23 protein-coding genes and 1 tRNA gene are annotated in these 26039 nt (G+C 53.4%); 17 read left to right on the forward strand and 7 right to left on the reverse strand.

From position 1 onward, the window contains the following. The first annotated feature begins 17 nt into the window (after nucleotides 1-17). The 10 genes from secY to carA all read left to right on the forward strand — a co-directional run bounded on the left by secY (nucleotide 18) and on the right by carA (nucleotide 7257). A complete protein-coding gene (secY, locus tag FBR45_RS15635) occupies nucleotides 18-1340 on the forward strand; it encodes a preprotein translocase subunit SecY (protein ID WP_077919280.1) in 1323 nt (440 codons plus the stop codon). A 5-nt stretch (nucleotides 1341-1345) separates the two neighbouring features. Then, nucleotides 1346-2185 carry a type I methionyl aminopeptidase gene (gene map / locus FBR45_RS15640; protein WP_369822664.1) on the forward strand — a complete coding sequence of 280 codons (840 nt, stop codon included), beginning with the start codon at nucleotides 1346-1348 and terminating at the stop codon, nucleotides 2183-2185. Nucleotides 2186-2192: 7 nt separating this feature from the next. Beyond that, nucleotides 2193-2411, forward strand: a complete 219-nt coding sequence (infA, locus tag FBR45_RS15645; protein ID WP_009284801.1) for a translation initiation factor IF-1 — start codon at nucleotides 2193-2195, stop codon at nucleotides 2409-2411. Between the two features lie 87 nt (nucleotides 2412-2498). Continuing rightward, nucleotides 2499-2615, forward strand: coding sequence for a type B 50S ribosomal protein L36 (ykgO, locus tag FBR45_RS15650; protein ID WP_009284800.1), 117 nt, complete (start codon nucleotides 2499-2501; stop codon nucleotides 2613-2615). 2 nt (nucleotides 2616-2617) lie between these two features. Next, nucleotides 2618-2995, forward strand: coding sequence for a 30S ribosomal protein S13 (gene rpsM, locus FBR45_RS15655; protein WP_077919279.1), 378 nt, complete (start codon nucleotides 2618-2620; stop codon nucleotides 2993-2995). Between the two features lie 108 nt (nucleotides 2996-3103). Then, nucleotides 3104-3499 carry a 30S ribosomal protein S11 gene (rpsK, locus tag FBR45_RS15660; RefSeq protein ID WP_077919278.1) on the forward strand — a complete coding sequence of 132 codons (396 nt, stop codon included), beginning with the start codon at nucleotides 3104-3106 and terminating at the stop codon, nucleotides 3497-3499. Between the two features lie 78 nt (nucleotides 3500-3577). Continuing rightward, entirely contained in the window at nucleotides 3578-4183 is a 606-nt protein-coding gene (gene rpsD / locus FBR45_RS15665; protein WP_138503904.1) for a 30S ribosomal protein S4, read from the forward strand. Between the two features lie 180 nt (nucleotides 4184-4363). Next, nucleotides 4364-5353 carry a DNA-directed RNA polymerase subunit alpha gene (locus tag FBR45_RS15670; protein ID WP_046577854.1) on the forward strand — a complete coding sequence of 330 codons (990 nt, stop codon included), beginning with the start codon at nucleotides 4364-4366 and terminating at the stop codon, nucleotides 5351-5353. A gap of 77 nt (nucleotides 5354-5430) precedes the next feature. Then, a complete protein-coding gene (rplQ, locus tag FBR45_RS15675) occupies nucleotides 5431-6063 on the forward strand; it encodes a 50S ribosomal protein L17 (protein ID WP_138503906.1) in 633 nt (210 codons plus the stop codon). 90 nt (nucleotides 6064-6153) lie between these two features. Beyond that, a complete protein-coding gene (gene carA, locus FBR45_RS15680; protein ID WP_138503908.1) occupies nucleotides 6154-7257 on the forward strand; it encodes a glutamine-hydrolyzing carbamoyl-phosphate synthase small subunit in 1104 nt (367 codons plus the stop codon). A 58-nt stretch (nucleotides 7258-7315) separates the two neighbouring features. Here carA and FBR45_RS15685 read toward each other — a convergent pair whose 3' ends face one another. The 3 genes from FBR45_RS15685 to FBR45_RS15695 form a co-directional block, all read right to left on the reverse strand. Continuing rightward, nucleotides 7316-8269, reverse strand: a complete 954-nt coding sequence (locus FBR45_RS15685; protein ID WP_138503910.1) for a FecR family protein — start codon at nucleotides 8267-8269, stop codon at nucleotides 7316-7318. A gap of 71 nt (nucleotides 8270-8340) precedes the next feature. Beyond that, on the reverse strand, nucleotides 8341-12291 hold the full coding sequence (locus FBR45_RS15690) for an AAA domain-containing protein (protein WP_246082261.1): 3951 nt from the start codon (nucleotides 12289-12291) through the stop codon (nucleotides 8341-8343). Nucleotides 12292-12388: 97 nt separating this feature from the next. After that, entirely contained in the window at nucleotides 12389-13471 is a 1083-nt protein-coding gene (locus FBR45_RS15695) for a TerC/Alx family metal homeostasis membrane protein (RefSeq protein ID WP_138503912.1), read from the reverse strand. A gap of 144 nt (nucleotides 13472-13615) precedes the next feature. On the opposite strand from FBR45_RS15695, the gene FBR45_RS15700 reads away from it, so the two are divergent. Beyond that, on the forward strand, nucleotides 13616-14356 hold the full coding sequence (locus FBR45_RS15700) for a glycosyltransferase family 2 protein (RefSeq protein WP_138503914.1): 741 nt from the start codon (nucleotides 13616-13618) through the stop codon (nucleotides 14354-14356). On the opposite strand, the gene FBR45_RS15705 is transcribed toward FBR45_RS15700, so the two are convergent. Beyond that, nucleotides 14316-15533: a type III polyketide synthase gene (locus tag FBR45_RS15705; RefSeq protein WP_138503916.1), complete on the reverse strand. Its 1218-nt coding sequence runs from the start codon at nucleotides 15531-15533 to the stop codon at nucleotides 14316-14318. The two genes, FBR45_RS15700 and FBR45_RS15705, sit on opposite strands and share 41 nt — an antisense overlap. A 114-nt stretch (nucleotides 15534-15647) precedes the next feature. Between FBR45_RS15705 and FBR45_RS15710 the strand changes: the two genes are divergently transcribed. The 4 genes from FBR45_RS15710 to FBR45_RS15725 all read left to right on the forward strand — a co-directional run bounded on the left by FBR45_RS15710 (nucleotide 15648) and on the right by FBR45_RS15725 (nucleotide 21407). Beyond that, nucleotides 15648-16511: a UbiA family prenyltransferase gene (locus FBR45_RS15710; RefSeq protein ID WP_138503918.1), complete on the forward strand. Its 864-nt coding sequence runs from the start codon at nucleotides 15648-15650 to the stop codon at nucleotides 16509-16511. A 131-nt stretch (nucleotides 16512-16642) separates the two neighbouring features. Beyond that, a tRNA-Gly gene (locus tag FBR45_RS15715) sits at nucleotides 16643-16718 on the forward strand. Between the two features lie 1286 nt (nucleotides 16719-18004). Further along, a complete protein-coding gene (locus tag FBR45_RS15720) occupies nucleotides 18005-18901 on the forward strand; it encodes an Abi family protein (protein WP_138503920.1) in 897 nt (298 codons plus the stop codon). Between the two features lie 346 nt (nucleotides 18902-19247). Then, nucleotides 19248-21407, forward strand: a complete 2160-nt coding sequence (locus tag FBR45_RS15725; RefSeq protein WP_138503923.1) for a hypothetical protein — start codon at nucleotides 19248-19250, stop codon at nucleotides 21405-21407. A gap of 198 nt (nucleotides 21408-21605) precedes the next feature. Here the strand turns inward: FBR45_RS15725 and FBR45_RS15730 are convergent, their stop codons facing one another. After that, nucleotides 21606-22013: an Hsp20 family protein gene (locus FBR45_RS15730; protein WP_138503924.1), complete on the reverse strand. Its 408-nt coding sequence runs from the start codon at nucleotides 22011-22013 to the stop codon at nucleotides 21606-21608. Between the two features lie 302 nt (nucleotides 22014-22315). On the opposite strand from FBR45_RS15730, the gene hemC reads away from it, so the two are divergent. Together hemC and FBR45_RS15740 are read left to right on the forward strand one after the other, a co-directional pair. After that, a complete protein-coding gene (gene hemC, locus FBR45_RS15735) occupies nucleotides 22316-23245 on the forward strand; it encodes a hydroxymethylbilane synthase (RefSeq protein WP_138503926.1) in 930 nt (309 codons plus the stop codon). 63 nt (nucleotides 23246-23308) lie between these two features. Beyond that, nucleotides 23309-24547 carry an ABC transporter permease gene (locus FBR45_RS15740; RefSeq protein WP_138503928.1) on the forward strand — a complete coding sequence of 413 codons (1239 nt, stop codon included), beginning with the start codon at nucleotides 23309-23311 and terminating at the stop codon, nucleotides 24545-24547. Nucleotides 24548-24606: 59 nt separating this feature from the next. Here the strand turns inward: FBR45_RS15740 and FBR45_RS15745 are convergent, their stop codons facing one another. Both FBR45_RS15745 and FBR45_RS15750 read right to left on the reverse strand, forming a co-directional pair. Next, a complete protein-coding gene (locus FBR45_RS15745) occupies nucleotides 24607-25653 on the reverse strand; it encodes an adenylate/guanylate cyclase domain-containing protein (protein ID WP_138503929.1) in 1047 nt (348 codons plus the stop codon). Beyond that, nucleotides 25650-26027 carry a response regulator gene (locus FBR45_RS15750; protein WP_138503931.1) on the reverse strand — a complete coding sequence of 126 codons (378 nt, stop codon included), beginning with the start codon at nucleotides 26025-26027 and terminating at the stop codon, nucleotides 25650-25652. Before FBR45_RS15750 ends, FBR45_RS15745 begins: the two co-directional genes overlap by 4 nt. Nucleotides 26028-26039 lie beyond the last annotated feature (12 nt).

Consider the following 26039-nt stretch of genomic DNA (forward strand, 5'->3'; position numbering starts at 1 on the left):
ACAGCCGCCGTACCTGTATGAACCGACTCATCACCACGTTTAAGAATATTTTTGCAATTGACGAGTTGCGGAGTCGAATCCTCAACACATTGCTTTTCATCACGGCGTTTCGCCTTGGTTCGGCTATTGTGTTGCCGGGTGTTGACCCCAACAAACTGAACCTGAACCCCCAGGGTCTGCTCGGTTTGTTAGACACCTTTTTAGGAGGTGCGTTCAGTAAAGCGTCGATTTTTGCATTGGGCATCATGCCGTACATTTCGGCATCGATCGCCATTCAGCTGTTGACGCTGGCTTTGCCTTACTTCCAGAAGATGCAGAAGGAAGGTGAGTCGGGGCGTAAACGGTTAAATCAAATCACGCGCATACTGACCATCGGTGTAACAGCGGTTCAGGCGATTACGTATGTAAACACAACCATTCCGCAGGAAGCACTTCTGATCGATCGGGGCCTGTTTACCATTTCGTCGCTGTTTATACTGACTTCAGGTACTATTTTCTGCATGTGGCTCGGTGAGCGGATCACAGATAAGGGTATCGGTAATGGTATATCTATGATTATCATGATTGGTATCGTGTCGCGGCTTCCGGGTGCTATCATCGGCGAAGCTCAGTCGCGCGGATCATCAGGGGTGCTTCTGTTCGTACTTGAGCTGGTTGCCCTGTATTTCGTTGTCATGGGCGCTGTTGTATTGACGCAGGCCGTTCGGCGGATCCCGATTCAGTACGCCAAGCAGGTTATCGGCAATAAAGTTGTGGGTGGTCAGCGGCAGTATCTGCCTCTGAAGCTAAACGCAGCCGGTGTTATGCCAATTATCTTTGCCCAGGCGCTGATGTTCATTCCGGGATACGTTGCCCAGCTATTTGCAGATAAGAGCGATTTTGCTGCCAGTGTCCAGAATGCATTCGCTAGCTATACATCCTGGCAGTACAATGTACTCTTTGCGCTTTTGATTATTGTCTTCACGTTCTTCTACACGGCCATCTCAGTTAATCCCAACCAGATTGCAGATGACATGAAGCGGAGTGGTGGGTTTATCCCTGGCGTTAAGCCTGGTATCCAAACCTCCGACTACATCGGAACCGTTCTGGACCGGATCACGCTGCCTGGGGGGATCATGCTGGCGATCGTGGCTATTCTGCCCGCTATTGCTAACCTCTTCGGTATGACAAGCGGCTTCGCTCAGTTCTTCGGCGGTACGTCGTTGCTGATCATGGTCGGTGTGGTGCTGGATACCCTGCAGCAAGTGGAAAGTTATCTGTTAATGCGCCGGTACGAAGGCCTGATGAAGTCGGGTCGGGTACAGGGCCGGACAACAAGCGAGACGGCAGCAATCGCCTAAAGACAATGGCTGGTTCTGATAAAAAAGACAAGATGATTTTTCTGAGGAGCGATGAAGAAATCGCGCTCATCAAAATCAGCGCGCAGGTACTTGGAAAAGCGCATGCCGAAGTGGCTAAGCTGATCCGGCCTGGGGTCACGACAAAGGAACTGGATGTTGTTGCTGAAACGTTTATTAGAGACAACGGTGGTATCCCTTCTTTTCTGGGATTCAATAAATTTCCGGCCTCCCTCTGCATTTCGGTTAACGACGTAGTGGTCCACGGTTTCCCTAGTCGGTATGAGTTACGTGATGGCGACATCATCTCGGTCGATTGTGGCGTAAAGCTGAACGGCTACCACAGCGATAGTGCGTATACTTACCCGGTCGGTGATGTAAACCCAGCGATACGTCGGCTACTGGCCCGGACCAAAGAGTCGGTATACATTGGCGCTGAGAAAGCCGTAGAAGGTAATCGGGTAGGGGATATCGGTTTTGCGATTCAGACCTATACCGAGAAATTTGGCTACTCTGTTGTTCGGGAGTTGGTAGGACACGGCGTCGGTCAGGATCTGCACGAAGCCCCCGAGGTTCCTAATTACGGTAAACGCGGACAAGGGCCACGGCTACGTGAGGGTATGGTGCTGGCCATCGAACCGATGATCAACTTCGGTAAGAAAGGCATCACCCAGGACAGAGATGGCTGGACAATCCGGACTATTGATCGGAAGCCTTCGGCCCACTTTGAACATACGGTTGCCGTACGGAAAGGGAAGGCTGAAATTTTGACCACCTTCGAGTACATCGAGGCCGTCACTGCCAACACGAGCCTGATGGTTGAAACACAGGATTTAGTAGCGGCTTAAAGCAGACATGGCAAAGCAGAATTCTATAGAACAGGACGGTGTGATTTTGGAGGCATTATCAAATGCTATGTTTCGGGTCGAGTTGGCCAACAAGCACGAGGTAATCGCTCACATCTCCGGCAAAATGCGGATGAACTACATCAAGATTTTGCCAGGAGACCGCGTAAAGTTAGAAATGTCGCCTTATGATTTGAGTAAGGCGCGGATTGTGTACCGGTATAAATGAGTTTACAGTTTTCGGTTTACAGGTTTCGGTTGGCTACCAATCGAGGTCTTGAAAACCGGAAACCAAAGACCGAAAACTTTTTAAACCATGAAAGTTAAAGCGTCGATTAAGAAGCGCAGTGAAGACTGCATCGTGATCCGTCGGAAAGGCAAGCTGTACGTGATCAACAAAAAGAATCCCCGTTACAAACAAAGACAAGGCTAAGCATGGCACGTATTGCAGGTGTTGATATCCCGGACAAGAAGCGCGGTGAGATTGCGCTGACTTATATCTACGGCATTGGTCGTAGTCGGGCGAAGAAGATCTTGACCGACGCTGGTATCAGTGTCGACAAGAAGGCCAGTGAGTGGTCTGACGATGAAGCGAGCGCAGTGCGTAACGCCATCTCGAGCGAATACAAAGTTGAAGGTCAACTGCGCTCCGAAGTTCAGTTGAGCATCAAGCGTCTGATGGACATCGGTTGCTACCGGGGTCTGCGTCACCGCAAGGGCCTGCCGGTTCGGGGTCAGCACACCAAGAATAACTCGCGTACCCGCAAAGGCAAGCGTAAGACAGTTGCTAACAAGAAGAAAGTAACCAAGTAATAAACTGGTCGCTCATGGTCATGCTGGATCATTTGACATCATTAGGTTGTTGATCAGCCGGTGGTAAGTAATGACATCCCGTGACACACTGACGATTACCTCAAAACAATGGCTCAAGCAAAACGCAAAGACAAAGCGAAGAAGCGGGTAGTAATTGTTGAACCCGTGGGTCAGGTACACATCCGGGCAACGTTCAACAACATTATTATTTCGATCACTAACATGAACGGCCAGGTTATTTCCTGGGCGTCGGCTGGTAAAATGGGATTCCGTGGTTCGAAGAAGAACACGCCCTATGCCGCCCAAACGGCTGCTCAGAACTGTGCTGCCGTTGCCCACGACCTGGGTATGCGGAAAGCCGAAGTATTCGTGAAAGGTCCGGGATCAGGCCGTGAGTCGGCTATCCGTACCATTCAGAACTCGGGTATCGAAGTAACTACGATCCGTGATATTACCCCGCTGCCGCACAATGGATGCCGGCCGCCAAAACGTCGTCGCGTATAATAGCGGATGACATGAATAGGGGCAGGCGACATTAGGTTGTGTCTGTCCAATGTTTCACAATTATTCATTCATTAAAGAATGGCACGTTACACAGGGCCAAAAGCCAAAGTTTCGCGCAAGTTCGGTGAGCCGATTCTCGGACCGAGCAAAGCGCTTCAGAAAAAGAATTACGGACCGGGGATGCACGGTCGGGGTCGTAAGCGGAAGCAGTCTGAATACGCACTCCAGTTGCTGGAAAAGCAAAAAGTAAAATACACGTATGGCATTCTGGAACGCCAGTTCCGTGCCTTGTTCCACCGGGCTCAGGTTCGGGAGGGCATTACGGGTGAAAACCTGCTCAAACTGTGCGAAGCTCGTCTCGACAACACTGTTTACCGCATGGGTATCGCTTCGTCACGTCGGGCAGCTCGTCAGCTGGTGTCGCACAAGCACATCATTGTTGATGGTGAAGTAGTCAATATCCCATCGTATTCCCTCAAGCCAGGTCAGCTGATCGGCGTTCGGGAAAAATCGAAGTCGCTGGAAGCCGTTACCTCGAGCCTGTCGGCCCGCAACACCAAGCGGTACAACTGGGTAGAGTGGGATGGTCAGCAAATGACGGGTAAGTTCATCAGCTACCCTGAGCGCGACCAGATTCCGGAGAACTTCAACGAGCAGGCCATCGTCGAATTGTATTCGAAGTAATCGGGCTGGCAGAACTCCAAGGGGTTCTGCTGCCTTCATATATAGTTTACGGTTTTGCAGTTTTCGGTTGTGAACCTCGTAAAGGCGGTCGTTTGACCGGAACCATCCAACCGAAAAACTGAAAACTCTTTTTGAGTCTTCACGCCAAGGCAGAGAACTGCTGTAAACAATACGAAACGTATGTCCATTTTAGCGTTCCAAATGCCCGACAAAGTCGTCGTGGAGAAAGCCGACGACTTTCACGGGGTATTTGAATTTAAACCCCTTGAGAAAGGATACGGTGTAACAATCGGTAACGCGCTTCGGCGGATTCTGCTGTCGTCGCTGGAAGGGTATGCTATTACGAGCGTAAAATTCCCCGGTGTGCTGCACGAATTCTCGTCCATTGAGGGCGTCGTTGAAGATGTGACGGAGATCATTCTGAACCTGAAAATGGTTCGTTTCAAGAAGATCAACGACATGGTCGACAACAAGATTACGGTTAATATCAAAAAGCAGTCGGTTCTGAAGGCTGGTGATATATCGAAGTTCTCGCCATCGTTCGAAGTGCTGAATCCCGAGCTGGAGATTTGCCATATCGATGATACCCGGGATCTGGAGATGGAAATCTTCGTTGAAAAAGGCCGGGGCTACGTTCCTGCCGATGAGCCACGCGCCAACGAACTGCCGTTTGGTCACATCCCGATCGATGCCATCTATACACCGATCAAGAATGTAAAGTACAGCGTTGAGAACACCCGGGTTGAGCAAAAGACCGACTATGAGCGGCTACTGTTGGACATCGAAACCGATGGGTCCATTCACCCCGAAGAAGCACTCAAAGGGGCTGCTTACATCCTGATTCAGCACTTTATGCTGTTCTCGGATCAGACGATGACCTTCGAAACGGCCAAGCCGGAAGAAGAAAACGTCGTTGACGAAGAAGTACTGCACATGCGCAAGCTGTTGAAGACCTCGCTGGCTGATCTTGACCTGTCGGTGCGGGCTTACAACTGCCTGAAGTCAGCTGACGTTCGGACGTTGGGTGACCTGGTTCGGCTTGAGATTTCAGATATGATGAAATTCCGCAACTTCGGTAAGAAATCATTGACGGAGCTTGAGCAACTGGTTGCTGAGAAAAACCTGACGTTCGGTATGGACGTCGCTAAGTACAGACTAGACGAAGATTAAGATTTCGGGCCTAGGGCTTTGGACATCGGGACGAATTACCCCATGCTCTTTGCCCCAAGCCCTAAGCCAAGATAACAATGAGACACGGTAAAAAAGATAATCACCTCAGCCGGACGCACTCGCACCGCGAAGCGATGTTGCAGAACATGGCTTCGTCGCTGATCCTGCATAAGCGGATCGAAACGACGCTGGCCAAGGCAAAAGAACTCCGCAAATTCGTTGAGCCCATCCTGACGCGGGCTAAAGAAGACAACAACCAGAACCGCCGGGTGGTGTTTCAGTCGTTGACGAACAAAGAAACGGTTAAAGAACTGTTCGGTACGGTAGCTGATAAGATCGCTGATCGTCCGGGTGGGTACACACGGATCATCAAGCTGGGCAACCGGGCTGGTGACAACGCTGAAACCTGCCTGATTGAACTCGTCGACTTCAACGAAACGCTGCTGGCTGCTGCTGCCGAGAAAGCGGCTGCTACGACCAAAACGCGTCGGAGCCGTCGGGGTGGTGGAGCTCGCCAGGCTGCTGGCGCTGCCGAAGCCGCACCCGTTGCTGCCGAAGTAGTTGAGGAACAACCCACCGCTGAAGCAGCTCCGGCTGCCGAAGTTGAGGCCGCTCCCGTAGCTGAAACGTCGACAGAAGCACCTGCTGATGAGACGCCTGCAACGGACGCTGCTGCTCCTGAAGCTTCAACCGACGACGAGAAGAAATAAAGCCGATGGCGCACTGCCTGAAATATAAGATTGGGTTAGCCGGTATCGGTTAACCCTTTTTTTTAGTCCTTTGTATTCCAAAACGCATTCATGAAACATACGCAGCAACCCGAAGCCCTGCTGGTTTTACAGGACGGCACGGTATATCGAGGCCTGGCACTCGGTAAGAAAGGAACCGCCGGGGGCGAGATTTGCTTCAACACCGGCATGACCGGTTATCAGGAAATCTACACCGACCCCTCCTATTATGGGCAAGTGATTATCAATACCACGTCGCATATTGGTAACTACGGGGTGTTACACGATGCAGAACAGGAGTCGGGTAGCGTGAAGATCCGGGGTATGGTCTGCAACTTCTTCTCAAACATCCACTCACGCTACACCGCCGATGGATCGTTGCAGGATTATTTCGAGCGGGCCAATATCGTAGGTATTCACGGGGTTGATACGAGGCAGCTGGTACGCTACATCCGCTCCAAAGGGGTAATGAACTGCATTATTTCGTCGGAGATCCTGGACCCGGTGGCCCTATTGGCTGAACTGCACAAAGTACCCGATATGGAGGGACTTGAATTATCGTCGGAAGTCAGTACACGAGAGTCGTACGAACAGGGCGATCCGGAATCCCGGCTGCGGGTGGCCGTGCTTGACCTGGGCGTAAAACGGAGCATCCTGAGCAACTTCAACGAGCGGGGTGTGTTCACGAAAGTATTCCCTGCCCGGACGCCATACGCTGAACTGGCGGCCTGGAGACCCAATGGCTATTTCATCGCAAACGGTCCGGGTGATCCGGCAGCTATGCCATATGCCGTCGAAACGGTGAAGCAGGTGCTGGATGAAGAGAAACCCGTATTCGGTATTTGCCTGGGGCATCAGATCCTGTCGCTGGCCAGCGGTATCTCGACCTATAAAATGCACAACGGCCACCGGGGCCTCAACCACCCGGTCAAAAACCTGATCACGGGCCGTTGCGAAGTAACGTCGCAGAACCACGGTTTTGCGGTTCGGGCCGAAGAAGTGCTGGATCATAGTAACGTTGAACTGACGCACGTCAACCTGAACGACAACACCATTGAAGGAATCCGGCGTAAGGATAAGCCCGCCTTCTCGGTGCAGTACCACCCCGAATCGTCACCTGGACCGCACGATTCGCGTTACCTGTTTGATCAGTTTGTGCAGATGATGAATGAATAAACGAAAGCCCGGAGCGTCAACTCCGGGCTTTTTTCATGGTCCTGCGGCTGAATCGTGGCTACGGATGAAGTACGAAGCCATGCTCGGTTTGCCGGATATTTAGCCGGCTGAGCTCGGCTACAGATCGAAGAACCGTTTCCGGATCACTGATGGGCAGAATACCCGTTAGCGTTTGGTTGCCAGGCACGGTATTTTCGAGCCGTACTGGAATGCCAAACTGCTCTTCCAGCGTCCATATGACTTCGATCAGGCTGGCATTCTCGAAAACCAGCTGATCGCGGGTCCAGGCGTTATAGAGGGTTGGCCGTACTGTTCGCTGACGGGGCTGAGGATCTGCTACACTGGTTTCCAGGAGCTGACCAGGCTGCAGTGTCACGGCAGGCCGCGCGTCGTGAAAGCTGACCTGTATTTGTCCCGAATTCAGAACTACCCGCTGCTGATGCGGACGGTTTTGTACCGAAAACGTGGTGCCCAGCGCCTGCACATCAAACGAGCCATCGGTCCGTACGGTAAACGGTGCTCCATTTCGGGCGGTTTTAATATCAAAATAGCCTTCGCCTGTCAGCTCTACGGCGCGGGTCAACTCGGTAAAGTTGCTACGCTGGTATCGGAGTGTCGAGTGGCTGTTGAGCGCCACTGTTGAGCCGTCGGGTAAGGTTACGGTTCGCCGTTCATTAAAGGCCGTTGCCTCGGTCACGTACTGCTGTTGCCAGAACCAGTACCCTAGGCCCAGCAATACCAGGACTGCCGCCAATGCCGCTACCACGAGCCAGCGTCGAGACACCGGGCCAGACGGCGTCTGGTGCGGCTGAGCGGAAGCCCGCTGATGACTAGTTGAGGGTTGCGGCTGGCTATACAAACGCTCAGCCTCGCGAAAAGCCGCCAGATTCGGTGGGTTCGACTGTTGCCATCGTTTCCAGAATAAAACGGCCTCAGAATCTCGTTGCTGGCAGTAGGCCCGGAACCGGTCGTCGAGCAGGAAGTCTTCGGCGGTATATGTCGTGTAATTCATGGCTGTAGGCAGCAGGTCTGGTGGCGTTTGTTTATGGATGAGTGAGATGATCTGGTCAGGCTTCGGAAAAATCAGCCGGGCGGATCGGCCGGTTGTCGATTATCAGGACCAGAGATGGGATCGACAAAGCCGCGCCAGAACTCCCGGCTCCAGATTCGTTTGAACGGCCATTGTCGGCTTTGCAAAGCAACCGGTAAATAGGCGTGGGCCTGCTTGGGCGACTGCTGGTAATAGGCATTATCGTCGGTTAGTACAAGTGATTGATAGATCTGGCCTACTTTAACCGTTAAGTCGGCAAACGGTAATTCGGGTTGCCAGTCGGGGCGTTGGGCCGCCAGCTTATCGTTAAGCAACGCCCCTATTGGCGAAGCCGTTCGAGGATACGGCTTTGGTTTGAAATGACCCTGGGAGACAGAAAGTGCGTAGTGTAGGTACGATTTCAGCAGCCGGGGGCCTTCGTTGGTGACGTTCTCGACCGCGAGCTGATCCGGCCACAGACTCGTTACCACATAGACCCGCTCCCGTGCCCGCGTTACGGCCACGTTGAGCCGGTTTTCGCCCCCGCGTGCGTTGAGACTTCCGAACTGCATAGTCAGACGACCGCGTTCATCAGGGGCGTATCCTACTGAGAAAATAATAATATCGCGTTCATCGCCCTGCACGTTTTCGATGTTTTTAACGAACAGGCCGACTGGTTGCTCCGTGGTACGTTCGTCAAGTCGATCCTGAATCAACTGCTGTTGCTGGTAGTTGAACGTTACAATGCCGACCGACCGGCCTGGCAGTTCGGCCGCAATTTGATTGAGGAGTTGCAGAACCGCTTCGGCTTCGGCCAGATTGGTATTTTGCTGCCATACCCCCGCTACGTTCAGATATTGTATGGCAGGTGTGTGGTGGTTAACGTCGGCAAAGTGAGGCAGAAGCTGAAGTTTGTCCTGGTAGAAATGCGTGTTCGAGAACGTGATCAGATCGAGCGAACGACTCCGGTAGTGTTCGGTCAGCGATAGCTGCGGCAGCTGTTGTGAGGCCAGCTCAAGCAGGGATTCAACCTCCAGTTCGGCCGGAGTTTCTTCGTCGACTTCGTCGGTCAGGCGAGTCCGGTAGAGGTCGCTGGGGCGTAGCTGCTGGTTGTCGCCGGTTACGACGATCTGTTTGCCTCGAGCCATGGCCGGAATACCCTGTTCGGCAAAGCACTGCGAGGCTTCGTCGAAGATCACCAGATCGAACAGGTCTGCCCGTAGTGGAAACACGGCCGATACCGTTTCGGGGGAGGCCAGCCAGCACGGAACGAGTCTGAATACTTCGTCGGCGAAGCGTTCTATCAGTTTACGGACGGGCCATATGTTCCGTTTCTTGGTGGTTTGATGCAGCAGGTCGCGGTAGGTGACTACGTTGTTGAGCCGGTTGAAAGTCAGGTTTTTGTACGTCTGTTCGCGAAGCTTGACCAACAGGGTATCCTGGCTGAGTGCCTGTTTGCGATGGATACTCGTCTGCAGAGCCTGCTCGAGCTGGGTCATCCGCAGCGAAGAAACCATGCGCAAAACGGGATACTGCTGCTCAAGGTCATCGATCCAGGCCAGATAAAGCGCGTTCTGAACAGTAGCGGTCCAGGTGGTCGGTTCCGTATGCGTCAGGCGGTCGACCAGGATTCGCTCGGCTTCCGAAAAATTGGCCTGTATTCGGTCGGCTTCTACCAGGTAGTCGAAGTCGCGCCGGAGCGACTGACGCAGCCTGTCGGCCTGAGCCGGATCGGACCAGATGCGGTCGAGCTGGGTACTGGTCAGGTACGACTGGCTGCTGATCTGCTCGGCGTCGACCTGCCGGGCCAGGGTCAGCAAACGCGTAACACTGTCGATGAACTGCGTATGGGTTTGCCAATGAACTTCGGAGAGCAAACGCAAAACCGGCAAGTCGGCCAGCCGGTCGAGTATAGGTCGAACCCGGCGCAGGAGCCGCAGACTGTCGGGCTTATCAGACAGCGGCAAACCCGCCAATAGAGGCCCGGCTTCGTATCGAACGGCTTCCAGCCTGATGCGGGTATCGACCTGGGCGGCCAGCTTCGTCAGATCGCCTTCGGTTAGGGTTAGCCGATTGGCAGCAGCAACAGCCATGAGCTGGCGATTGCCGGGATGGGTTAGCTGCCACCAGTTCCACCGGATCCAGGAGGGGCGGGCGGCCAGCGCATCAGTAAGTATGGCCCGAAAGGGCCGTAGTTCGGCGACGGGCAGGGAGGTTTCGGGATTGTCGGTGTCGGCCCAGGTGTCGGCGAGGTCGGTGAGTCGCGTTTCGGGTACTGCCAGGGCCGGATGGGCTGGGTTCGCCCGCAGGACCTGCAGCAGGCGCCACTGGCTGTCAGCGTCGGGCGTATCGAGTAGTGCCAGCAGCGCCGTAAGCGACCAGTCGAGCGCGTGCCAGTCGGCGAGTTCGGCCAGCGTCAGCGGTTTGCCCAGCTGGGCGGTGGTCAGTTTGTAGGCGTTAGTCCGGGTTTGTACCCAGCGGCTAATCGTCTGATCGATTCGGGGCTGGTCGGCGGTGGTATAGTCTGCCATTGACTGGCGATCGGCCCAGGGGTGATCAGTGCGCAGCCGTTGCTGATAAGCGGAAAAGTCATGTAGTCGCTCGACAAAGTTATCCACATTGGTTTTGTGGAATTGTTGATAAACATCGTCGACCTGAATGGTTGGACCCGACGTATCGCTGATCAGGTACAATTCTTTGGCCGACAGACCGAACAGGCTCGTATCGAACAGGGCTTCCTTGAACGCGCTGAGTTCAGCAACGGCTTCGTCAATTCGGCGGCTCTCCACCTCAAAATCACGCTCCAGCAACACGGCATTCAGGCTGTTATTCTGCTGTCGATACGTATCTAGTTGCTCGATTTGCCCGGCTATCTGAGCGTAAAGGGCTCGGCGGTCGTCCTGAAAATCATGGATCAGGGCCAGGAAGGTACCAATGCCGACGTCCTGTAACCGCGCCTGAACCACATCGAGCGCGGCTCGTTTCTGACAAACCAGCAGTACGCGTTTGCCGCCCGCGGCCGCATCGGCCATCAGATTCGCGATCAGCTGCGACTTTCCTGTACCTGGCGGCCCCTGCACCACCAGCGATTGCCCGGCTTTCACCGCCCGCAGGGCCGCTTCCTGCGACGCATCGAGTGGCAATGGGGTATGTATCTGTTTTTCGGGAAGCAGCGAAGAAGCCGACGGTATGGGTATGCCCGCATCCCGTGGCCCGTTGTTCTGTTCCAGAATCAGTTGGTCATAATCGGGAACGAGATACGACCCGGCCTGCGGAAAAATGCCCAGTACGGCTTCGGGGTATAACTTCAACTCGCCCGTGCGTTCGAGCTGGTCGAGCGTTTTGGCAGTTTGTTTGTTGAAAAACCGGAGTTGATCGGTGAACAAGTCCTGGTTGAAATGAATGTCGAACGGGCTCTCCTTAAGCCATTCGTACAGCTGCGTACGAAACACCAGCGGGTCGCGGTCGAAATCGTCGGCTGTTTTCTCAATGACCTCATCGGGTAGCCGAATCTGGTTAAACTGGCCATAGGCCAGGGCGAAGGTCGGATTCAGAAAAGCTACTTCGTCGCCCCGGCGAACGAGCGTCCAGACCTTGCCCCGCTGTTCGATCCGCACGGGGAAGAAGAGGAGGGGGCCATGAACGACCGTGCCATCGCCAAACTTGCCCTGTACAAACGGCCAGCCTACGTACAGGTCTTCGGTACCACGTTCTTCCTCAATGAACCGGGCCGTGCGATCTATACGCCGAAGTTTCCGGCTTACTTCGTTGCTGCGTTCCTGCCGGGCATCGAGTACGTCGCAGACCGGCACCGCAGCTTTTCGGGCCATCAGCTCAGCCACGATCGTGAACGAAGACTTGTTAAGCACAAAGTCGGCTTCGTGCAGATCCAGGAACTGACCGGCTGGCAAACCGGTCAGCAGCATCGATCGATTACGGCTGCTGAGGTTAGCCAGGCGTCGGCGGTAGGCGCGCAGGATGTCGGAACGAAAGGTCGGAACCATATTCCTTACAAGGTTAAACACAATCGCAGGACTTGCCATAGCGCGCTATGATAAGTCCTGCGATGTATAGGAACGCTATACTAGAAAACCGGCCTGGTCAGGCATCTTCTTTTACGCGTTCAACCTCTTCTTTCTTCTCTGGAATGAGCCAGGAGGCCAGCACGCTGATGCTCAGGATGGCAATGATAATGTAAAGCGAATAAACAGGCTGAAAACCGAGCTCTTCGAGCCAGTGTTCGGTCAACATTTTCAGGCCGATGAACGTCAGCAGCACTGCCAGGCCGACTTTCAGAAAGCGGAACTGACTCATAATACTTGATAGGAAGAAGAACATGGACCGAAGCCCCATAATCGCAAACACGTTCGAGAAGAAGACGATGTATGGGTCTTTAGTGATCGAGAAAATAGCTGGGATCGAGTCGACGGCGAAGATCAGATCGGTAAACGCCACCACAATGACAATAATGAACAGGGGCGTAACGAACAGCTTCCGATCCGACTTCCGGCGCACAAAGAAATTATCGGTTACGTTACGCTTGTACACGTTGAGGTACTTACTCGCAAACCGAACAACCGGGTGTTTACTAGGCTCGATTTTTTCGTCTTCGTCTTTCTGGAAGAAAAGCTGAAGCCCGGTATAAACCAGGAACGCGCCGAAAATGTAGATAATCCAGTCGAAACGCTGCAACAGAGCCGCCCCCACGAAGATGAAGACGAAGCGCAGGACAATCGCGCCCAGAATACCCCATACCAGAATCTTCTTGTAGTACCGCTCCCGAACGCCGAATGAGCTGAATATCAGAATGAAGACAAAGATGTTGTCGGCCGAGAGCGAGTATTCGACCAGGTAGCCCGTTATGTATTCGAGGGCCATGTTATTCTGAAACCGGGTCAGGCTGGCCGCAAAATCGCCGGGGACCAGATCAACGTGGTCGGCGTACAGGTTCTGTACTTCCTGCAATCGTGCCATATCGGTGATGCCGTGAACGAGATACCCATAATTTTTGAGCAGAAAATAAAACCCGACCGACAAGGCTACCCAGATGGCACTCCAGGTGGCGGCTTCTTTAAAATGGACAACGTGGCTTTTTTGCCGGGAGAACACCCCGAGGTCGAGTGCCATTACGATCAGCACAAAAGCGGCAAAAGCCAGAAAGAACGTAGTTTCGCTGGTTAGCATAGCATATCGGCAAGAACATGAGTCTAACCCTGTCCTGCCGGAAAAGTTAGTTTAATTCGGTAAAACTATAATCAATACGCCGAATGGTTTCGCTTGGTTCGGCATAATATTGGCTTAGTGAGTCTTAGGCCTTAGTTTTGACCCATGTTTAATAGTAAAAAAGTCGTTGTAGTGATGCCCGCCTACCGGGCTGCCCTCACGCTGGAGCGTACCTACCGTGAAATTCCATTCGATCTGGTTGATGACGTCATTCTGGTTGATGACGCCAGTCCGGATAATACCGTTGAGGTTGCCCGCCAGTTGGGAATCCGGCATGTTATCCGACATGATCGGAACAAAGGCTATGGTGGTAACCAGAAAACCTGTTATGCGCAGGCACTTGAACTGGGAGCCGACATCGTTATTATGCTGCACCCTGATTACCAGTATACGCCCCTCTTGCTGCCCGCTATGATCACCATCATTGGCAATGGGCTTTACCCGGTTGTGTTTGGCTCCCGAATTTTGGGTAAAGGGGCTCTCAAGGGCGGAATGCCCATGTATAAATACATTGCCAATCGCTTTCTGACGTTTACGCAGAACCTGCTCATGAATCAGAAACTGTCGGAGTATCACACCGGCTACCGGGCGTTTTCGGGTGAGGTATTGCGCAGCCTCGACTTCACCCATAACTCCGACGACTTCATCTTCGACAATGAGATGATTGCGCAGATTTTCTACAAAGGCTTCGATATTGGTGAGGTGACATGCCCCACCAAATATTTCGAAGAAGCATCGTCCATCAATTTCCGGCGCTCATCGATCTATGGCTTGGGAGTACTGCGCACCTCGCTCTTCTATATGCTCACAAAACTCGGGCTGATGCGCTGGAAGGTGCTGTCGTAGCGTAGACCGGTGCGTCCATAACCACTTCCAGCACCATCGCTTCGAGGGTTAGACCAGGGCCAAACGCACAACTCAGTATATTATCGGGCTGAGATAGCGTAGGTTCCGTCTCCTCGGCCGATGTCGGTTCGGTCAGCTGCCGGCGCTGCAACTTGTTCCATACCTCTTTCAGCACAAATAGAACCGTAGCCGACGACATATTCCCGTTCTGACGCAGCACCTCGTAGGCGTGGCGGTTGTCGAAAGGGGTTATGCCGAGTTGACCTTCGATAACTTCCAGAATCCGCCGGCCGCCGGGATGGAGCGCGTAATGCCCAATGTCATCGAGGGTAAGGCCACACTGGTCGAGCAGGCGCTCCATCAGCTGACCAATCCCCTGCTGTATAAACGTCGGTACTTCGGCGGTGAGCGTCATCTCAAAGCCGAAGTCGCTCACATGCCAGGCCATTGCGTGTTTCCCTTCGGGGAGCAGGTCGCAGTAGAACGACCGCAGCCGGAACGACTGCTCGGGCCGGGGCCGGCTCTCAACCAGCACAGCCGCCGACCCGTCGGCAAAGAGCGCGTTAGAAAGCAGATGGTCGGTTTCTGTTTTTTTCTGGAAGTGAATGGTACACAGCTCTACACACACCACCAGCACCCGCGCGTCGGCATCGGATCGGACAATGGCATCGGCTGCTTTCAAGCCGTTAAAGGCCCCGTAACAGCCCATGAAATTGATGGCGAGCCGCTGGGTGGTATTCGGCAGGCCCAGCGCTTCGATGATCTCGATATCGGGTCCCGGTGCGTATAGCCCCGTACAGCTGACCGTGATCAGGTGCGTAATGGTCTGCGGATCGAAGTCGGCATAGTTGGCGAAGCAGTCCCGAATGGCTTTCAGAGCCAGGGGAACAGCCTCCTGCCGATATACGCCCATCCGCTGGCTTACCGTCGGAAACGGTTCCATACCGGGCGTGTTGGCATAAAAGGTAAACTCGTCTTTGGGCCGAACGTAATCGGCCAGTACGGTATGGCGCTGGTCGATACGCGTATGGCGATAAAGCGCCATAAGGCGTCGGCTGTCGCGCTCGTCGAGTTGCAGCACATCGGCCATAAACTCAGCCGCTTTCTGTTGGGTCGATGAATAGGCGGGTACGGCGGTGCCGATGCTATTGATATAGCCGCTGCGATGCTGTCTCATAGAGTGGGTGCTCCGCCAGCACGGAGACTAAACGTATGAACAAAACTGGGTTCTCGTATAACTGCGCGTTGAGCTGAAAGTTCTTTAAATTGAGCGCACTTTAACCAAAACACCATGAACGCCCGAACCCTATGGCTGCACCTGCGGGTACCTTTCTCGTTTTTTCTGCTGCCCATCTTCTGGTTCGCCGTCAGTCAGTCGCCCACCCTCCACCTGGGTCGTATCGTTGCCGTAGGCCTGGTCATTCATCTGCTGCTGTACCCGGCCAGCAACGCTTATAACAGCTATTTCGATAAAGATGAAGGGCCCATTGGCGGACTTGAATCGCCCCCGCCCGTTACCAGCAGCCTGTACTGGCTCTCATGGGTGCTCGACATCGTTGCGTTGATTCTGGGTGCTTTTGTCAACTGGGCCTTTGTCGTCTACCTGCTTGTCTACGGCTTTATCACCAAAGCATATAGCCACGACCGCATCCGGCTCAAAAAGTACCCGATCTTTAGCTGGTTACTCATCAGCGGGTTGCAGGGCGGGATTACCTATGTCATGACCTATGTGTCGATCAATAACCTGCCGCTGTCGGCGGTACTGGAACCCCGACTGTTGCTGGGCGGATTGCTGGGCGTTTTGAATCTGATGGCGCTGTATCCAGTTACGCAGGTCTACCAGCATAGCGAAGACGCTCGTCGGGGCGACCGGACGCTCAGCCTGCTGCTCGGCGTTCGGGGCACCTTTATCTGCGCCGTGGTGATGTATGGTCTGTCGTTACTAGCCTTTTATGTCTATTTTCAGGGTAGCTACTACTTTTGGCTCTACCTGGTGTTTCTGTTGCCCGCCGTACTGTACTTCCTGCGCTGGTTCTGGCGGGTGTGGCATAACCCCGGCCTAGCCGATTACCGCCACACGATGCGTATGATGTGGACATCGGGCGTGTGTCTGAACAGTTTTTTTATTCTTCTGATCGCCCTAACCCATTCGTAATCAGTTTTTCGTCCCGATCGACGTGAAGTAAATGTAAATTTTTTTGGGTCTAAGGCTTGACAAGCGTCGAAATAGCGCTAATTTTGCATCCACAATTCGCCGACATACTGGGGGTTGCAAAATTATAATACGCGAAAGTAGCTCAGCTGGTAGAGCGCGACCTTGCCAAGGTCGAGGTCGCGGGTTCGAACCCCGTCTTTCGCTCCACGAAAAAGGCACCGACCAACGGTGCTTTTTTTCGTAAATGCCGGGATGGTGGAATTGGTAGACACGCCGGACTTAGTTCTTTGATATTTTTCGTTTTATTGTCGTAATTAAGAGTGAAATACTCTTAATCGCATGGCTCGTTATGTCTTTGATTCTTCTTTCGAGAAGAGGATAATCGATGTTTGCTCTGAATCTGGAAGTATGGCTAAAGCAGCCATAGCGCTTGGTATGAATTACAAAACACTTTGTTTTCATGCAAAGCGTCTTAATTGTTTTAAGGCTAACCAGTCAGGAATAGGTTTGCGAAAAAGCCACCAAAGGATTCAATTCCAATGAGTGCTATTTTTAGTGGGTCTCACTTAACCTACCAGTCTCATAAAATAAAAAAGAGACTTTTAAGAGAGGGGTATAAGAAGCATCGTTGTGAATCATGTGGTTTATCAGAATGGAAGGCAGCTCCTATTCCTTTGGAATTACATCATAGAAATGGAGTAAAAACAGATAACTCGCTGAATAATATCGAGTTGTTGTGTCCTAATTGCCATGCTCTCACCGACAATTATCGAGCGAAGAACATCAAAAAGTTGAGTGCGCGGTTGGAAACGACCGATGTAGAACCGCTTAAATTCGGGGAAACCTTATCAGGTAATTGATTGGCAATCCCGAGCCAAGCCCGCCCGCGAAAGCTGGTGAGGAAGGTGTAGAGACTTAATAGGCGGCACCTACGTTTTGCTTCTGGCAAGATAGGGTGAAGAGAAAGTCCAGACCACAAATCGTTGCAAATGGCAACGAGCAGCGAAAGCTGTAGCTGGTACGAAAATCCTGTGGGCCACAAGCCCGTGCGGGTTCGACTCCCGCTCCTGGTACCTCCCGAAAGGGTAAGAAACACAAAAGCCGCCGACATCAGCGGCTTTTGTGTTTATATAGGTGTACCGACACAGGGTCGCTTACTTTTGTACCTTGCTTTATTTTGAGCTGTCGCGACTCACTATATACACGCATTATATGAAGGTCAGGAGTTGGGCAAAAAAGCCTTCAGCTTTCTTAGAGAAAAACACCGATTTAAATGAATTGGCGAAGACTGTGTCAGCTTCGCCAACGCCCAACTGAAGTTTGAGGCTAATGATATTTCGTTTGGGGCTCTGTAGTACTATCCATTGAGGCCATTGAATAAAACAGATATAGTCTTTCGCCAATGGTGATATATTTGTTAAGTTTGTACCAACATGCTCACCCCGCTTCCCGTTAGAACAGCGCGCTTAGGGTGAGCTTTCTATTTTTAGGGCATGAGTAAAGTCCCTTATCGCAAGTCTGCTCTCACTTATCAGGATCAACTTAATCAACTTAAGGCAAGAGGTTTAATCGTTCAGGACGACGTTAGAGCCCTTCATTTGTTAGCTCAGGTTAGCTATTACCGACTGAGCGGCTATTGGTATCCTCTTTTGGGTGATAAGCAAATACACCAATTCAAGCCGGGGTCTACTGTTGAAACAGGTTTTCGGTTGTATTGCTTTGACCGGGAGCTACGAAAACTAATGCTGGCCGAGTTGGAAAAAATAGAAGTGGCTATACGAGCACACATGATCTATGTGCTTTCGCATCGTTTTGGTCCATTTTGGTTTACAGATACAACTTTGTTTACAGATGCGGCCAGCCACACAAAAACCATTAGTAGTCTGAGAGCCGAATATAGTCGTAGCGATGAACAATTTATAAAAGCGTTCCGGCAAAAATATAATGATCCGTTACCGCCAAGCTGGATGATGTTGGAAGTTGCTTCATTCGGTTCGCTATCTATGTTATACAAGAATTTGAACACAACTATAGAGAAGAGACAAATCGCAAGCTATTTTGGGCTTGACGATGGTACGTTTGGGTCTTGGCTTCATTGTATAGTTTATTTACGGAACGTATGTGCCCATCATGGTAGGCTGTGGAATCGGGTAATGAGTATCCAGCCCCGTATTCCGAAAAGCCCACGTAAGCCTTGGCTAGCTAACAAGTTGGTCATTAATAATCGGACGTATTTTGCCTTATCTATGATTCTTTTCTTGTTGTCAACGGTTAATCCCAATCATCGTTTTTTGCAGAAACTGGCTGCTCTATTTCACAACTACCCAGAGGTGGATAAAAATGCAATGGGTTTTGAATCTGGTTGGGAGAATGAACCGCTTTGGCAGTAAGCAGGGTTACGGTGAAATAAAGATGCAAAATGAAGGCGCGAAACTTTTCAGGAACTACACTCAGACAATAATGTAGGGAAGTTAAATTCACGAAACCTTTATTTTGTATAGATAGTTGATTGTCAATACGATATGGGGGTGTTCTGGACCCAGCCCCCGTACCTCCCGAAAGGGTAAGAAATAAACAGAGCCGCTGATGTCAGCGGCTTTTGTGTTTATATAGCCCGGCCTTGCCGGGACGCAAGTAGATGCGCCGGAACCCTACTTTATCTATGGCTATCCCCCAATCGGCAGATAGATCGATCTCTGTTAGAAGATTCGGAAAACGGGATGCGCCACGGATCGCATGCTATTGATATCAAAACCATACGGGCGGGCTTTGCTCGGATCAGGGGTGCTGCTCGTGCTACTAAACATCGGTAAGGGCGAGGCTCAGCCGATAGACCGGCGGGCAGTGGTCGATCGGCATCGGGTGACAATCACCCAACCCGACACCCTCGGGTCGCTAACGGTGGGCAACGGTCGGTTCGGATTTACGGTAGATGCTACTGGCCTGCAATCGTTTCCCGAGCAGTATGCCCGTGGTATTCCGCTGGGCACTCAGTCCGAATGGGGGTGGCACCGCTTTCCTAACCCCGCCAGATATCAGTTTGCCGAGACGCTGCAATCGGTCGATGTCAACGGCACGCCACGTCCATATGCTGTGCAGTGGCGGCAGGCGGGGCGCCATCAGCAGGCCGCCGACTACTTCCGGCAGAATCCGCACCGGCTTCAGTTGGGTAATCTGGGCTTCGTTATTCTGAAAAAAGACGGACAAGTGGTTCAACTGACTGACCTGAAAGATGTTCGGCAACAACTAGATCTGTGGACAGGTACCATCAACAGTACGTTTACCATTGAAGACACTCCCGTCAGCGTGACCACTTGCGCCCATGCCGGGCAGGATATCGTAGCCGTGCGGGTTGTATCGGACCTGCTTCGGCAGCGACGGATCTCGCTCCGGCTTCGGTTTCCGTACCCGACCAATGCATTCACTGACGTAGGGACTCACTACGCCAGCGCATCGGCGCATCAGACCCGGCTGGAGCGCCTGGGGCCTGCGTCGGTACGGTTTCATCGTCAGCTTGATCAGGATAGTTATTTTGTGACGGCCCGGTTGAGCCAGCCTGCGCCAGTGCGGGCGGCTGCTGACCATGATTTCAGGATAGAGCTTTCAGGAGCGTCGGCTTTTGAAGCCGTGGTGCAGTTTTCGGCGCAGTCGTCACCTGGTCGATTACCCACGTTTGCCGATGTACAAGCCAGCAGCCGACTGGGCTGGGAGCGGTTCTGGCGGTCGGGTGGTGCCATTGATCTGGCGGGCAGCACCGACCCGCGAGCTGCCGAACTCGAACGGCGCGTTGTGCTGTCGCAGTACCTGACCCGCGTACAATGCGCCGGCGACTCGCCCCCGCAGGAAACGGGTCTGACCTATAACAGCTGGTACGGTAGGCCCCACATGGAAATGTACTGGTGGCATTCGGCCCATTTCGCCCTGTGGGGCCGCACCGATCTGCTTGCCCAAAGTATGGGCTGGTACAAGCGGGCGCTGGCTGGGGCCCGGGAGATAGCTCGTCGGCAGGGGTACCGGGGCGTTCGCTGGCAAAAGATGACTGACCCGGACGGGGGCGAAACGGCGTCATCGGTAGGGTCTTTCCTGATCTGGCAACAGCCACATCCGATCTACCTGGCCGAACTGATTTACCGAAACCAGCCATCAAAAGCCGTTCTGGAGAAATACCGGGCCGTGATTTTTGCAACCGCCGACTTCATGGCTTCGTTCGCGAGCCTGAACCCTAAAACGGGTCGTTATGATCTTGGGAAGGGTATTATTCCGGCGCAGGAATGTTTCGACCCGGCCCAAACGGTTAACTCGCCCTACGAACTGGCCTACTGGAGATGGGGCCTGCAGGCAGCCCAGCGCTGGCGTACCCGGCTCAACCTGCTGCCCAATTCGGACTGGCAGCGGGTCATTGACGGGCTGGCTCCCTTAACACAGCAGGACGGCGTATACCAGGCTGCCGAGAACGTGGCGGATTCTTACTCGCCCGACAGCCGCTATACCATCGACCATCCGGCTGTGCTGGCTGCGCTGAGTACCCTGCCCGCCAACGGCCTGGTCGACCGGGCAGTGATGCAGCGTACCTACGATACCGTTGAGCGGGTCTGGCACTGGGATCATACCTGGGGCTGGGATTTTCCGATGGTGGCCATGACAGCTACCCGGCTGGGGCAGCCCGACCGCTCACTGGACGCCCTGTTTAAAGACGTAACGAAAAACACATATCTGGTCAACGGCCATAACTATCAGGACAAACGACTTACGCTCTATCTGCCCGGCAACGGTGGTTTGCTGGCGGCCGTAGCGCTGATGTGTGCTGGCTACGATGGCAACACCATCCCTGCACCGGGATTTCCCAAAAACGGCCGCTGGACAGTGAAGTGGGAAGGGCTTAAACCCATGCCCTGACACCTGCCAGTGCCCTGATACCTGCCAGGCTTTCTCTTTGGAATAGCATCTGGGCCAGGCGAACAGGCAGGCCGACTCGACTACCTTAGGGGGCGATACTGAAAACAAGAGCATAAAAAAAGGTCGCTTTCGTAAAAGCGACCAGGGTACGCATCTATAGGCTACAGGACGCAAACAGGTCCCGGATGGATTGATTCACTAGAAAAGATCTTTGATGTCGATCCGGCTATGGAGGTGCTCTTCGTCTTTGAAGGGCAGCATAATCAGTACCTGACCATGTTCGTGAATGGCTTCGATCTGGTCGGCGTCAACGAAAGACGGGATGTCCAGCACCCGCAGAAACATGGGTACTGCCAGCCGCTGCGAGCCGCCTTCTTCATCCTGCGTAACCGAGGTATTGACCAGCAGGGTATACAGCACGAGTTTACTGCCTTCGACCAGCACGTTGAACGCATTGGCGCGCACACCGGGAGCTGATAACGTAATCACCAGCCGTTCGTCTTCGCGCTCAACCTGCATCGTTGTCTGACTCGAACCGCCATATAAGGTATTAAGCAAATCAATCTGTCCGCCCGTACCCTGAAACACATTTTCTATCGCTTTCATAGGTGTTGCTGTTTACTGTTCAGATACTATCTGATAAACAAACCCCGTGCCTAAGCGGTTTGAGCCCGCCAAAGCCGACAGGCTGTCAGGGATTTGGCCACGTTTTGGCCCATTATATGCCTTTTTGACGCGATCAACACGTGTTTTGCCAAATAAGGCAGTTACGGATTGTGAACGAATGGTGTATAAGGATTGTCGCGGTTTGTGGGGATTTTGTGGTTCACATTCCACACAGCGTCAGCACGGAAGCCGCAGGAGTAAGCCTGTTTTTCGGCTTGTAATGACGTATCTTTGTCGGCATTATGCATATCCGAATTGGAACCCGCAGCAGCCGCCTGGCCGTGTGGCAAGCGGACTATATACAGACCTTACTGCAGGCCGGTGGACTTACGTCCGAGCTGGTCCTGATCGAGACAAAAGGAGATCAGATACTGGATCGGTCGCTGGCTAAAATCGGCAGCAAAGGCGTTTTTACGCAGGAGCTAGAAGATCAGCTCCGGGCCGGTACGATCGACATTGCCGTACACAGCGCCAAAGACCTGCAATCGTCGCTGCCGGCTGACCTGGGCATTATCGCTTTTACGGAGCGTGAACAGGTGAACGATGTCCTCGTAAGCCGTGATCCATCCCTGTCGCTGACCAGCGGACAGCCGTTTGTGATCGGTACCTCGTCGACCCGGCGGGTGGCAATGCTGCGCCATTTTTGTCCGCACATCCGGGTGGTCGACATGCGGGGTAACCTCCAGACCCGGCTGCGTAAACTCGACGAAGGTCAGTGCGACGCGCTGCTGCTGGCCTATGCGGGCGTACACCGGATGCAGTACGACGATCTGATTGCCGAACAGCTGCCGGTTGCTGAGTTTACGCCCGCCGTTGGTCAGGGAAGCGTAGCCATCGAAGCGGCCAGCACACTGGCTATCGAGAAACAGGAAGCCATCCGCCGACTGACTAACCATGAACCAACCGAGGCTGCCCTGAAAGCAGAGCGGGCTTACCTGCGCCGACTCGAAGGCGGGTGCAGCATTCCGGTATTTGCCCTGGCTACCTACACGGATGAGACGCTGAGCCTCACAGGTGGACTAATCAGCCTCGACGGGGAGGACATGCTGCGCGAAACGTACAGCGGCCCGGCCCACGACGCCGAACGGCTCGGACATGCTCTGGCCGAGCACATTCTGGCCCAGGGGGGTGACGTTATTTTACAGGCAATCCGGCATCAACTGAGTGAATAAAAGCCGGGCCAGCCGGTTGGCGGGCCCATACATAGCCAGCGCTACAACCTGACCAGACGAATCATGAACCTTTTCCGAATCAGCTGGAGTAACCTTACCGACAAACCCCTGAGCAGCTTTCTGAGTGGTCTGCTGATGACCTTCGGGATCACGATTATTTCGCTGTTGTTGTTGCTGAATAAACAGCTCGACGATCAGTTCCGGCGGAATATACGCGGCATCGATATGGTGATTGGCGCCAAGGGCAGTCCGTTGCAACTGATCCTGTCGAGCATTTACCAGGTCGATGCGCCGGTGGGAAACATTCCGCTCGCGGAGGCCGAACGGCTGACGCGTAACCCGATGATCAAGACGGCTATTCCGCTGGCCATGGGCGATAATTACCGCTCGTTCCGGATTGTGGGTACCAACAAAAAATACCTCGATCATTTTGGTGCTACCGTGGCGCAGGGGCAACTGTTTAAACAGGATCTGGAGGTGGTAATCGGGCCGAGGGTGGCCGAAGTGGCCGGGCTGAAACTCGGCGATACGTTTGCCAGCTCGCATGGGCTGGACGATGAGGGCGAAGAACATGCCGACTCGAAGTATAAGGTAGTGGGCATCCTGAACGGGACCAATACCGTTACGGACCAGCTCATCCTGACTCCCGTTTCGAGCGTCTGGGCTATCCATGAACACCACGAAGCCGGTGAGGAGCACCATGACGAGGACCATCACGAAGGCGAAGTCCACGAAGATGGCGAAGCGCACGACGAGGAGCCGCGCGAGATTACGAGCATGCTTATCAAGTTTCGGAACCCGCTGGGTATGATGCTGGCGCGGGGTATCAACCAGAACTCTAAGCTCCAGGCGGCCCTGCCCAATATTGAGGTGAACCGGCTGTTTTCCCTGCTCGGCGTAGGCGTCGAAACGCTGCGGGGCCTGGCCATTGTCATCATGCTGATTTCTGGTATCAGCGTGTTCGTATCGCTGTACAATTCGCTGAAAGAACGTCGATACGAAATGGCGCTGATGTTGTCGATGGGCGCAACCCGCGTTCAACTGTTTATGATGCTCCTGCTCGAGGGGCTGGTGCTGGCGCTGATTGGCTTTGGGCTGGGTATACTGCTGAGCCGGGTTGGCTTATGGCTTTTCTCGACCAGTGTATCCTCCGAATATCATTACAACCTGGCGGCTTTTGGTATCCTGCCCGAAGAGTGGACCCTGCTGGGCGTCGCCTTGCTGATCGGCCTGCTGGCTGCGGCTCTGCCCGCCCTGGGCGTTTACCGCATGAACATCTCCCGCACGCTGGCTGAAGAGTAAACAAAAGCGGGAAGAGGCTGGCTTGTTCCCGCTTCTTCCCGCTCCTGGCCGGGCTCGGTCTAGCCCATTACATTGTAAATCATAACCGGGGCTGCTTTATTCTTGAGGGTGGCTTCGCCGAGAGGCTCGCAGGTGAACGACTCGGCTACCTGTTGCTGAGCGGCTTCGGTGATGACGATCTGCCCCGCCCGAGCCACCGACTGCAGACGCTGGGCCGTATTGACGGTATCGCCGATAACGGTGTAGTCGAGCCGTCGGAGCGCCGTTGAACCGATATTCCCCGAAACCATTTCGCCGGTGTTGATGCCGATAGCGACCTGCGGGTGGTAGCTGGTATGATGAGGCAGATTGTCTTCCAGCGAAGCGATCTGCGCGCGGACACCCAACGCGGCTTCGATGGCCCGGTCGAGGTGGTAGTCGCCCCGGAATACGGCCATCACGGCATCGCCCATGAACTTGTCGACGTGGCCGCCCTGCGCAATAATTTCCTTGACCATCACGTCGAAATACCGATTCACCAGCTTGACAACGGTATCGGCCGTTTCGCGCTCGGCAATGGCCGTAAAGCCGCAGATGTCGATGAACATGACGGTTGCCGTTACGGTTTCGCTGGCCGAGAGCGAGGTCTCGAACTCGGCGCGGCTCATGAACGTCAGCACCGACTCGTCGACGTACATCCGCAGAATATTGTTTTCTTTAATCGCCTGCAAGGTCTGGCGGAGCTGACCAATGTACGCCATGGTTTTCTCCATCGTTACCTCGAGGTCTTCGAAGTTGACCGGCTTGGTTACGAAATCAAAAGCCCCCCGGTTCATGGCGGTACGAATGTTATCCATGTCGCCATAGGCCGACACGATAACGGCTTTGAGCATTGGATTTGTCTCGTGGAGCCGGATCAGTAGCGTCAGCCCATCCATACCGGGCATGTTGATATCGGTCAGTACCATATCGATATCGGGCTGCTGGTCGATCAGCGTCAGCGCTTCGTTACCATCGTGGGCAAATACAAACTCGTACTGTTTTTCACGAATCTGACGCCGAAACTTCTGTTTGATGAGAAGTTCAAGATCGGTCTCGTCGTCAACCACCAATATTTTCGCTTTCATGCAATGGTGCGAAGTTTTTCTTTAAGTACAGTGAAGTCGAGCGGCTTGGTCAGGAAATCGTTGGCCCCGAGTTTAGCCGCCTGCTGCTGCGATTCGGGATCGCCATAGGCTGTAATCATCATCACAACGGGCGGGGGCGGGGCGTTGAAGTCGGTCCGGATATGCCGTAACAGCTCGAAACCGCTCATGCCGGGCATGTTGATGTCCGACAGAATCAGTACTACTTCTGAAGGTCTACTCGATAAATAGGTTATGGCTTCTTCGCCCGAGTTGGCAAAGGCCAGTTCAAACTCACCATTCCGAACTTCGCGTCGAAACCGCTGCTCAAACAAATCTTTTACGTCTGGTTCGTCGTCAACAACTAATATTTTCATGGCAGATCGAGT

Origin of the sequence: Spirosoma lacussanchae, from assembly GCF_005870035.1 — a bacterium.
Lineage (GTDB): Bacteria > Bacteroidota > Bacteroidia > Cytophagales > Spirosomataceae > Spirosoma > Spirosoma lacussanchae.

What these genes read in the sequence shown, in the direction of transcription:
- secY (WP_077919280.1), top strand. Translation starts at nt 18, where the DNA reads ATGAACCGACTCATCACCACGTTTAAGAATATTTTTGCAATTGACGAG.
- map (WP_369822664.1), top strand. Translation starts at nt 1,346, where the DNA reads ATGGCTGGTTCTGATAAAAAAGACAAGATGATTTTTCTGAGGAGCGAT.
- infA (WP_009284801.1), top strand. Translation starts at nt 2,193, where the DNA reads ATGGCAAAGCAGAATTCTATAGAACAGGACGGTGTGATTTTGGAGGCA.
- ykgO (WP_009284800.1), top strand. Translation starts at nt 2,499, where the DNA reads ATGAAAGTTAAAGCGTCGATTAAGAAGCGCAGTGAAGACTGCATCGTG.
- rpsM (WP_077919279.1), top strand. Translation starts at nt 2,618, where the DNA reads ATGGCACGTATTGCAGGTGTTGATATCCCGGACAAGAAGCGCGGTGAG.
- rpsK (WP_077919278.1), top strand. Translation starts at nt 3,104, where the DNA reads ATGGCTCAAGCAAAACGCAAAGACAAAGCGAAGAAGCGGGTAGTAATT.
- rpsD (WP_138503904.1), top strand. Translation starts at nt 3,578, where the DNA reads ATGGCACGTTACACAGGGCCAAAAGCCAAAGTTTCGCGCAAGTTCGGT.
- FBR45_RS15670 (WP_046577854.1), top strand. Translation starts at nt 4,364, where the DNA reads ATGTCCATTTTAGCGTTCCAAATGCCCGACAAAGTCGTCGTGGAGAAA.
- rplQ (WP_138503906.1), top strand. Translation starts at nt 5,431, where the DNA reads ATGAGACACGGTAAAAAAGATAATCACCTCAGCCGGACGCACTCGCAC.
- carA (WP_138503908.1), top strand. Translation starts at nt 6,154, where the DNA reads ATGAAACATACGCAGCAACCCGAAGCCCTGCTGGTTTTACAGGACGGC.
- FBR45_RS15685 (WP_138503910.1), bottom strand. Translation starts at nt 8,269, where the DNA reads ATGAATTACACGACATATACCGCCGAAGACTTCCTGCTCGACGACCGG.
- FBR45_RS15690 (WP_246082261.1), bottom strand. Translation starts at nt 12,291, where the DNA reads ATGGTTCCGACCTTTCGTTCCGACATCCTGCGCGCCTACCGCCGACGC.
- FBR45_RS15695 (WP_138503912.1), bottom strand. Translation starts at nt 13,471, where the DNA reads ATGCTAACCAGCGAAACTACGTTCTTTCTGGCTTTTGCCGCTTTTGTG.
- FBR45_RS15700 (WP_138503914.1), top strand. Translation starts at nt 13,616, where the DNA reads ATGTTTAATAGTAAAAAAGTCGTTGTAGTGATGCCCGCCTACCGGGCT.
- FBR45_RS15705 (WP_138503916.1), bottom strand. Translation starts at nt 15,533, where the DNA reads ATGAGACAGCATCGCAGCGGCTATATCAATAGCATCGGCACCGCCGTA.
- FBR45_RS15710 (WP_138503918.1), top strand. Translation starts at nt 15,648, where the DNA reads ATGAACGCCCGAACCCTATGGCTGCACCTGCGGGTACCTTTCTCGTTT.
- FBR45_RS15720 (WP_138503920.1), top strand. Translation starts at nt 18,005, where the DNA reads ATGAGTAAAGTCCCTTATCGCAAGTCTGCTCTCACTTATCAGGATCAA.
- FBR45_RS15725 (WP_138503923.1), top strand. Translation starts at nt 19,248, where the DNA reads ATGCTATTGATATCAAAACCATACGGGCGGGCTTTGCTCGGATCAGGG.
- FBR45_RS15730 (WP_138503924.1), bottom strand. Translation starts at nt 22,013, where the DNA reads ATGAAAGCGATAGAAAATGTGTTTCAGGGTACGGGCGGACAGATTGAT.
- hemC (WP_138503926.1), top strand. Translation starts at nt 22,316, where the DNA reads ATGCATATCCGAATTGGAACCCGCAGCAGCCGCCTGGCCGTGTGGCAA.
- FBR45_RS15740 (WP_138503928.1), top strand. Translation starts at nt 23,309, where the DNA reads ATGAACCTTTTCCGAATCAGCTGGAGTAACCTTACCGACAAACCCCTG.
- FBR45_RS15745 (WP_138503929.1), bottom strand. Translation starts at nt 25,653, where the DNA reads ATGAAAGCGAAAATATTGGTGGTTGACGACGAGACCGATCTTGAACTT.
- FBR45_RS15750 (WP_138503931.1), bottom strand. Translation starts at nt 26,027, where the DNA reads ATGAAAATATTAGTTGTTGACGACGAACCAGACGTAAAAGATTTGTTT.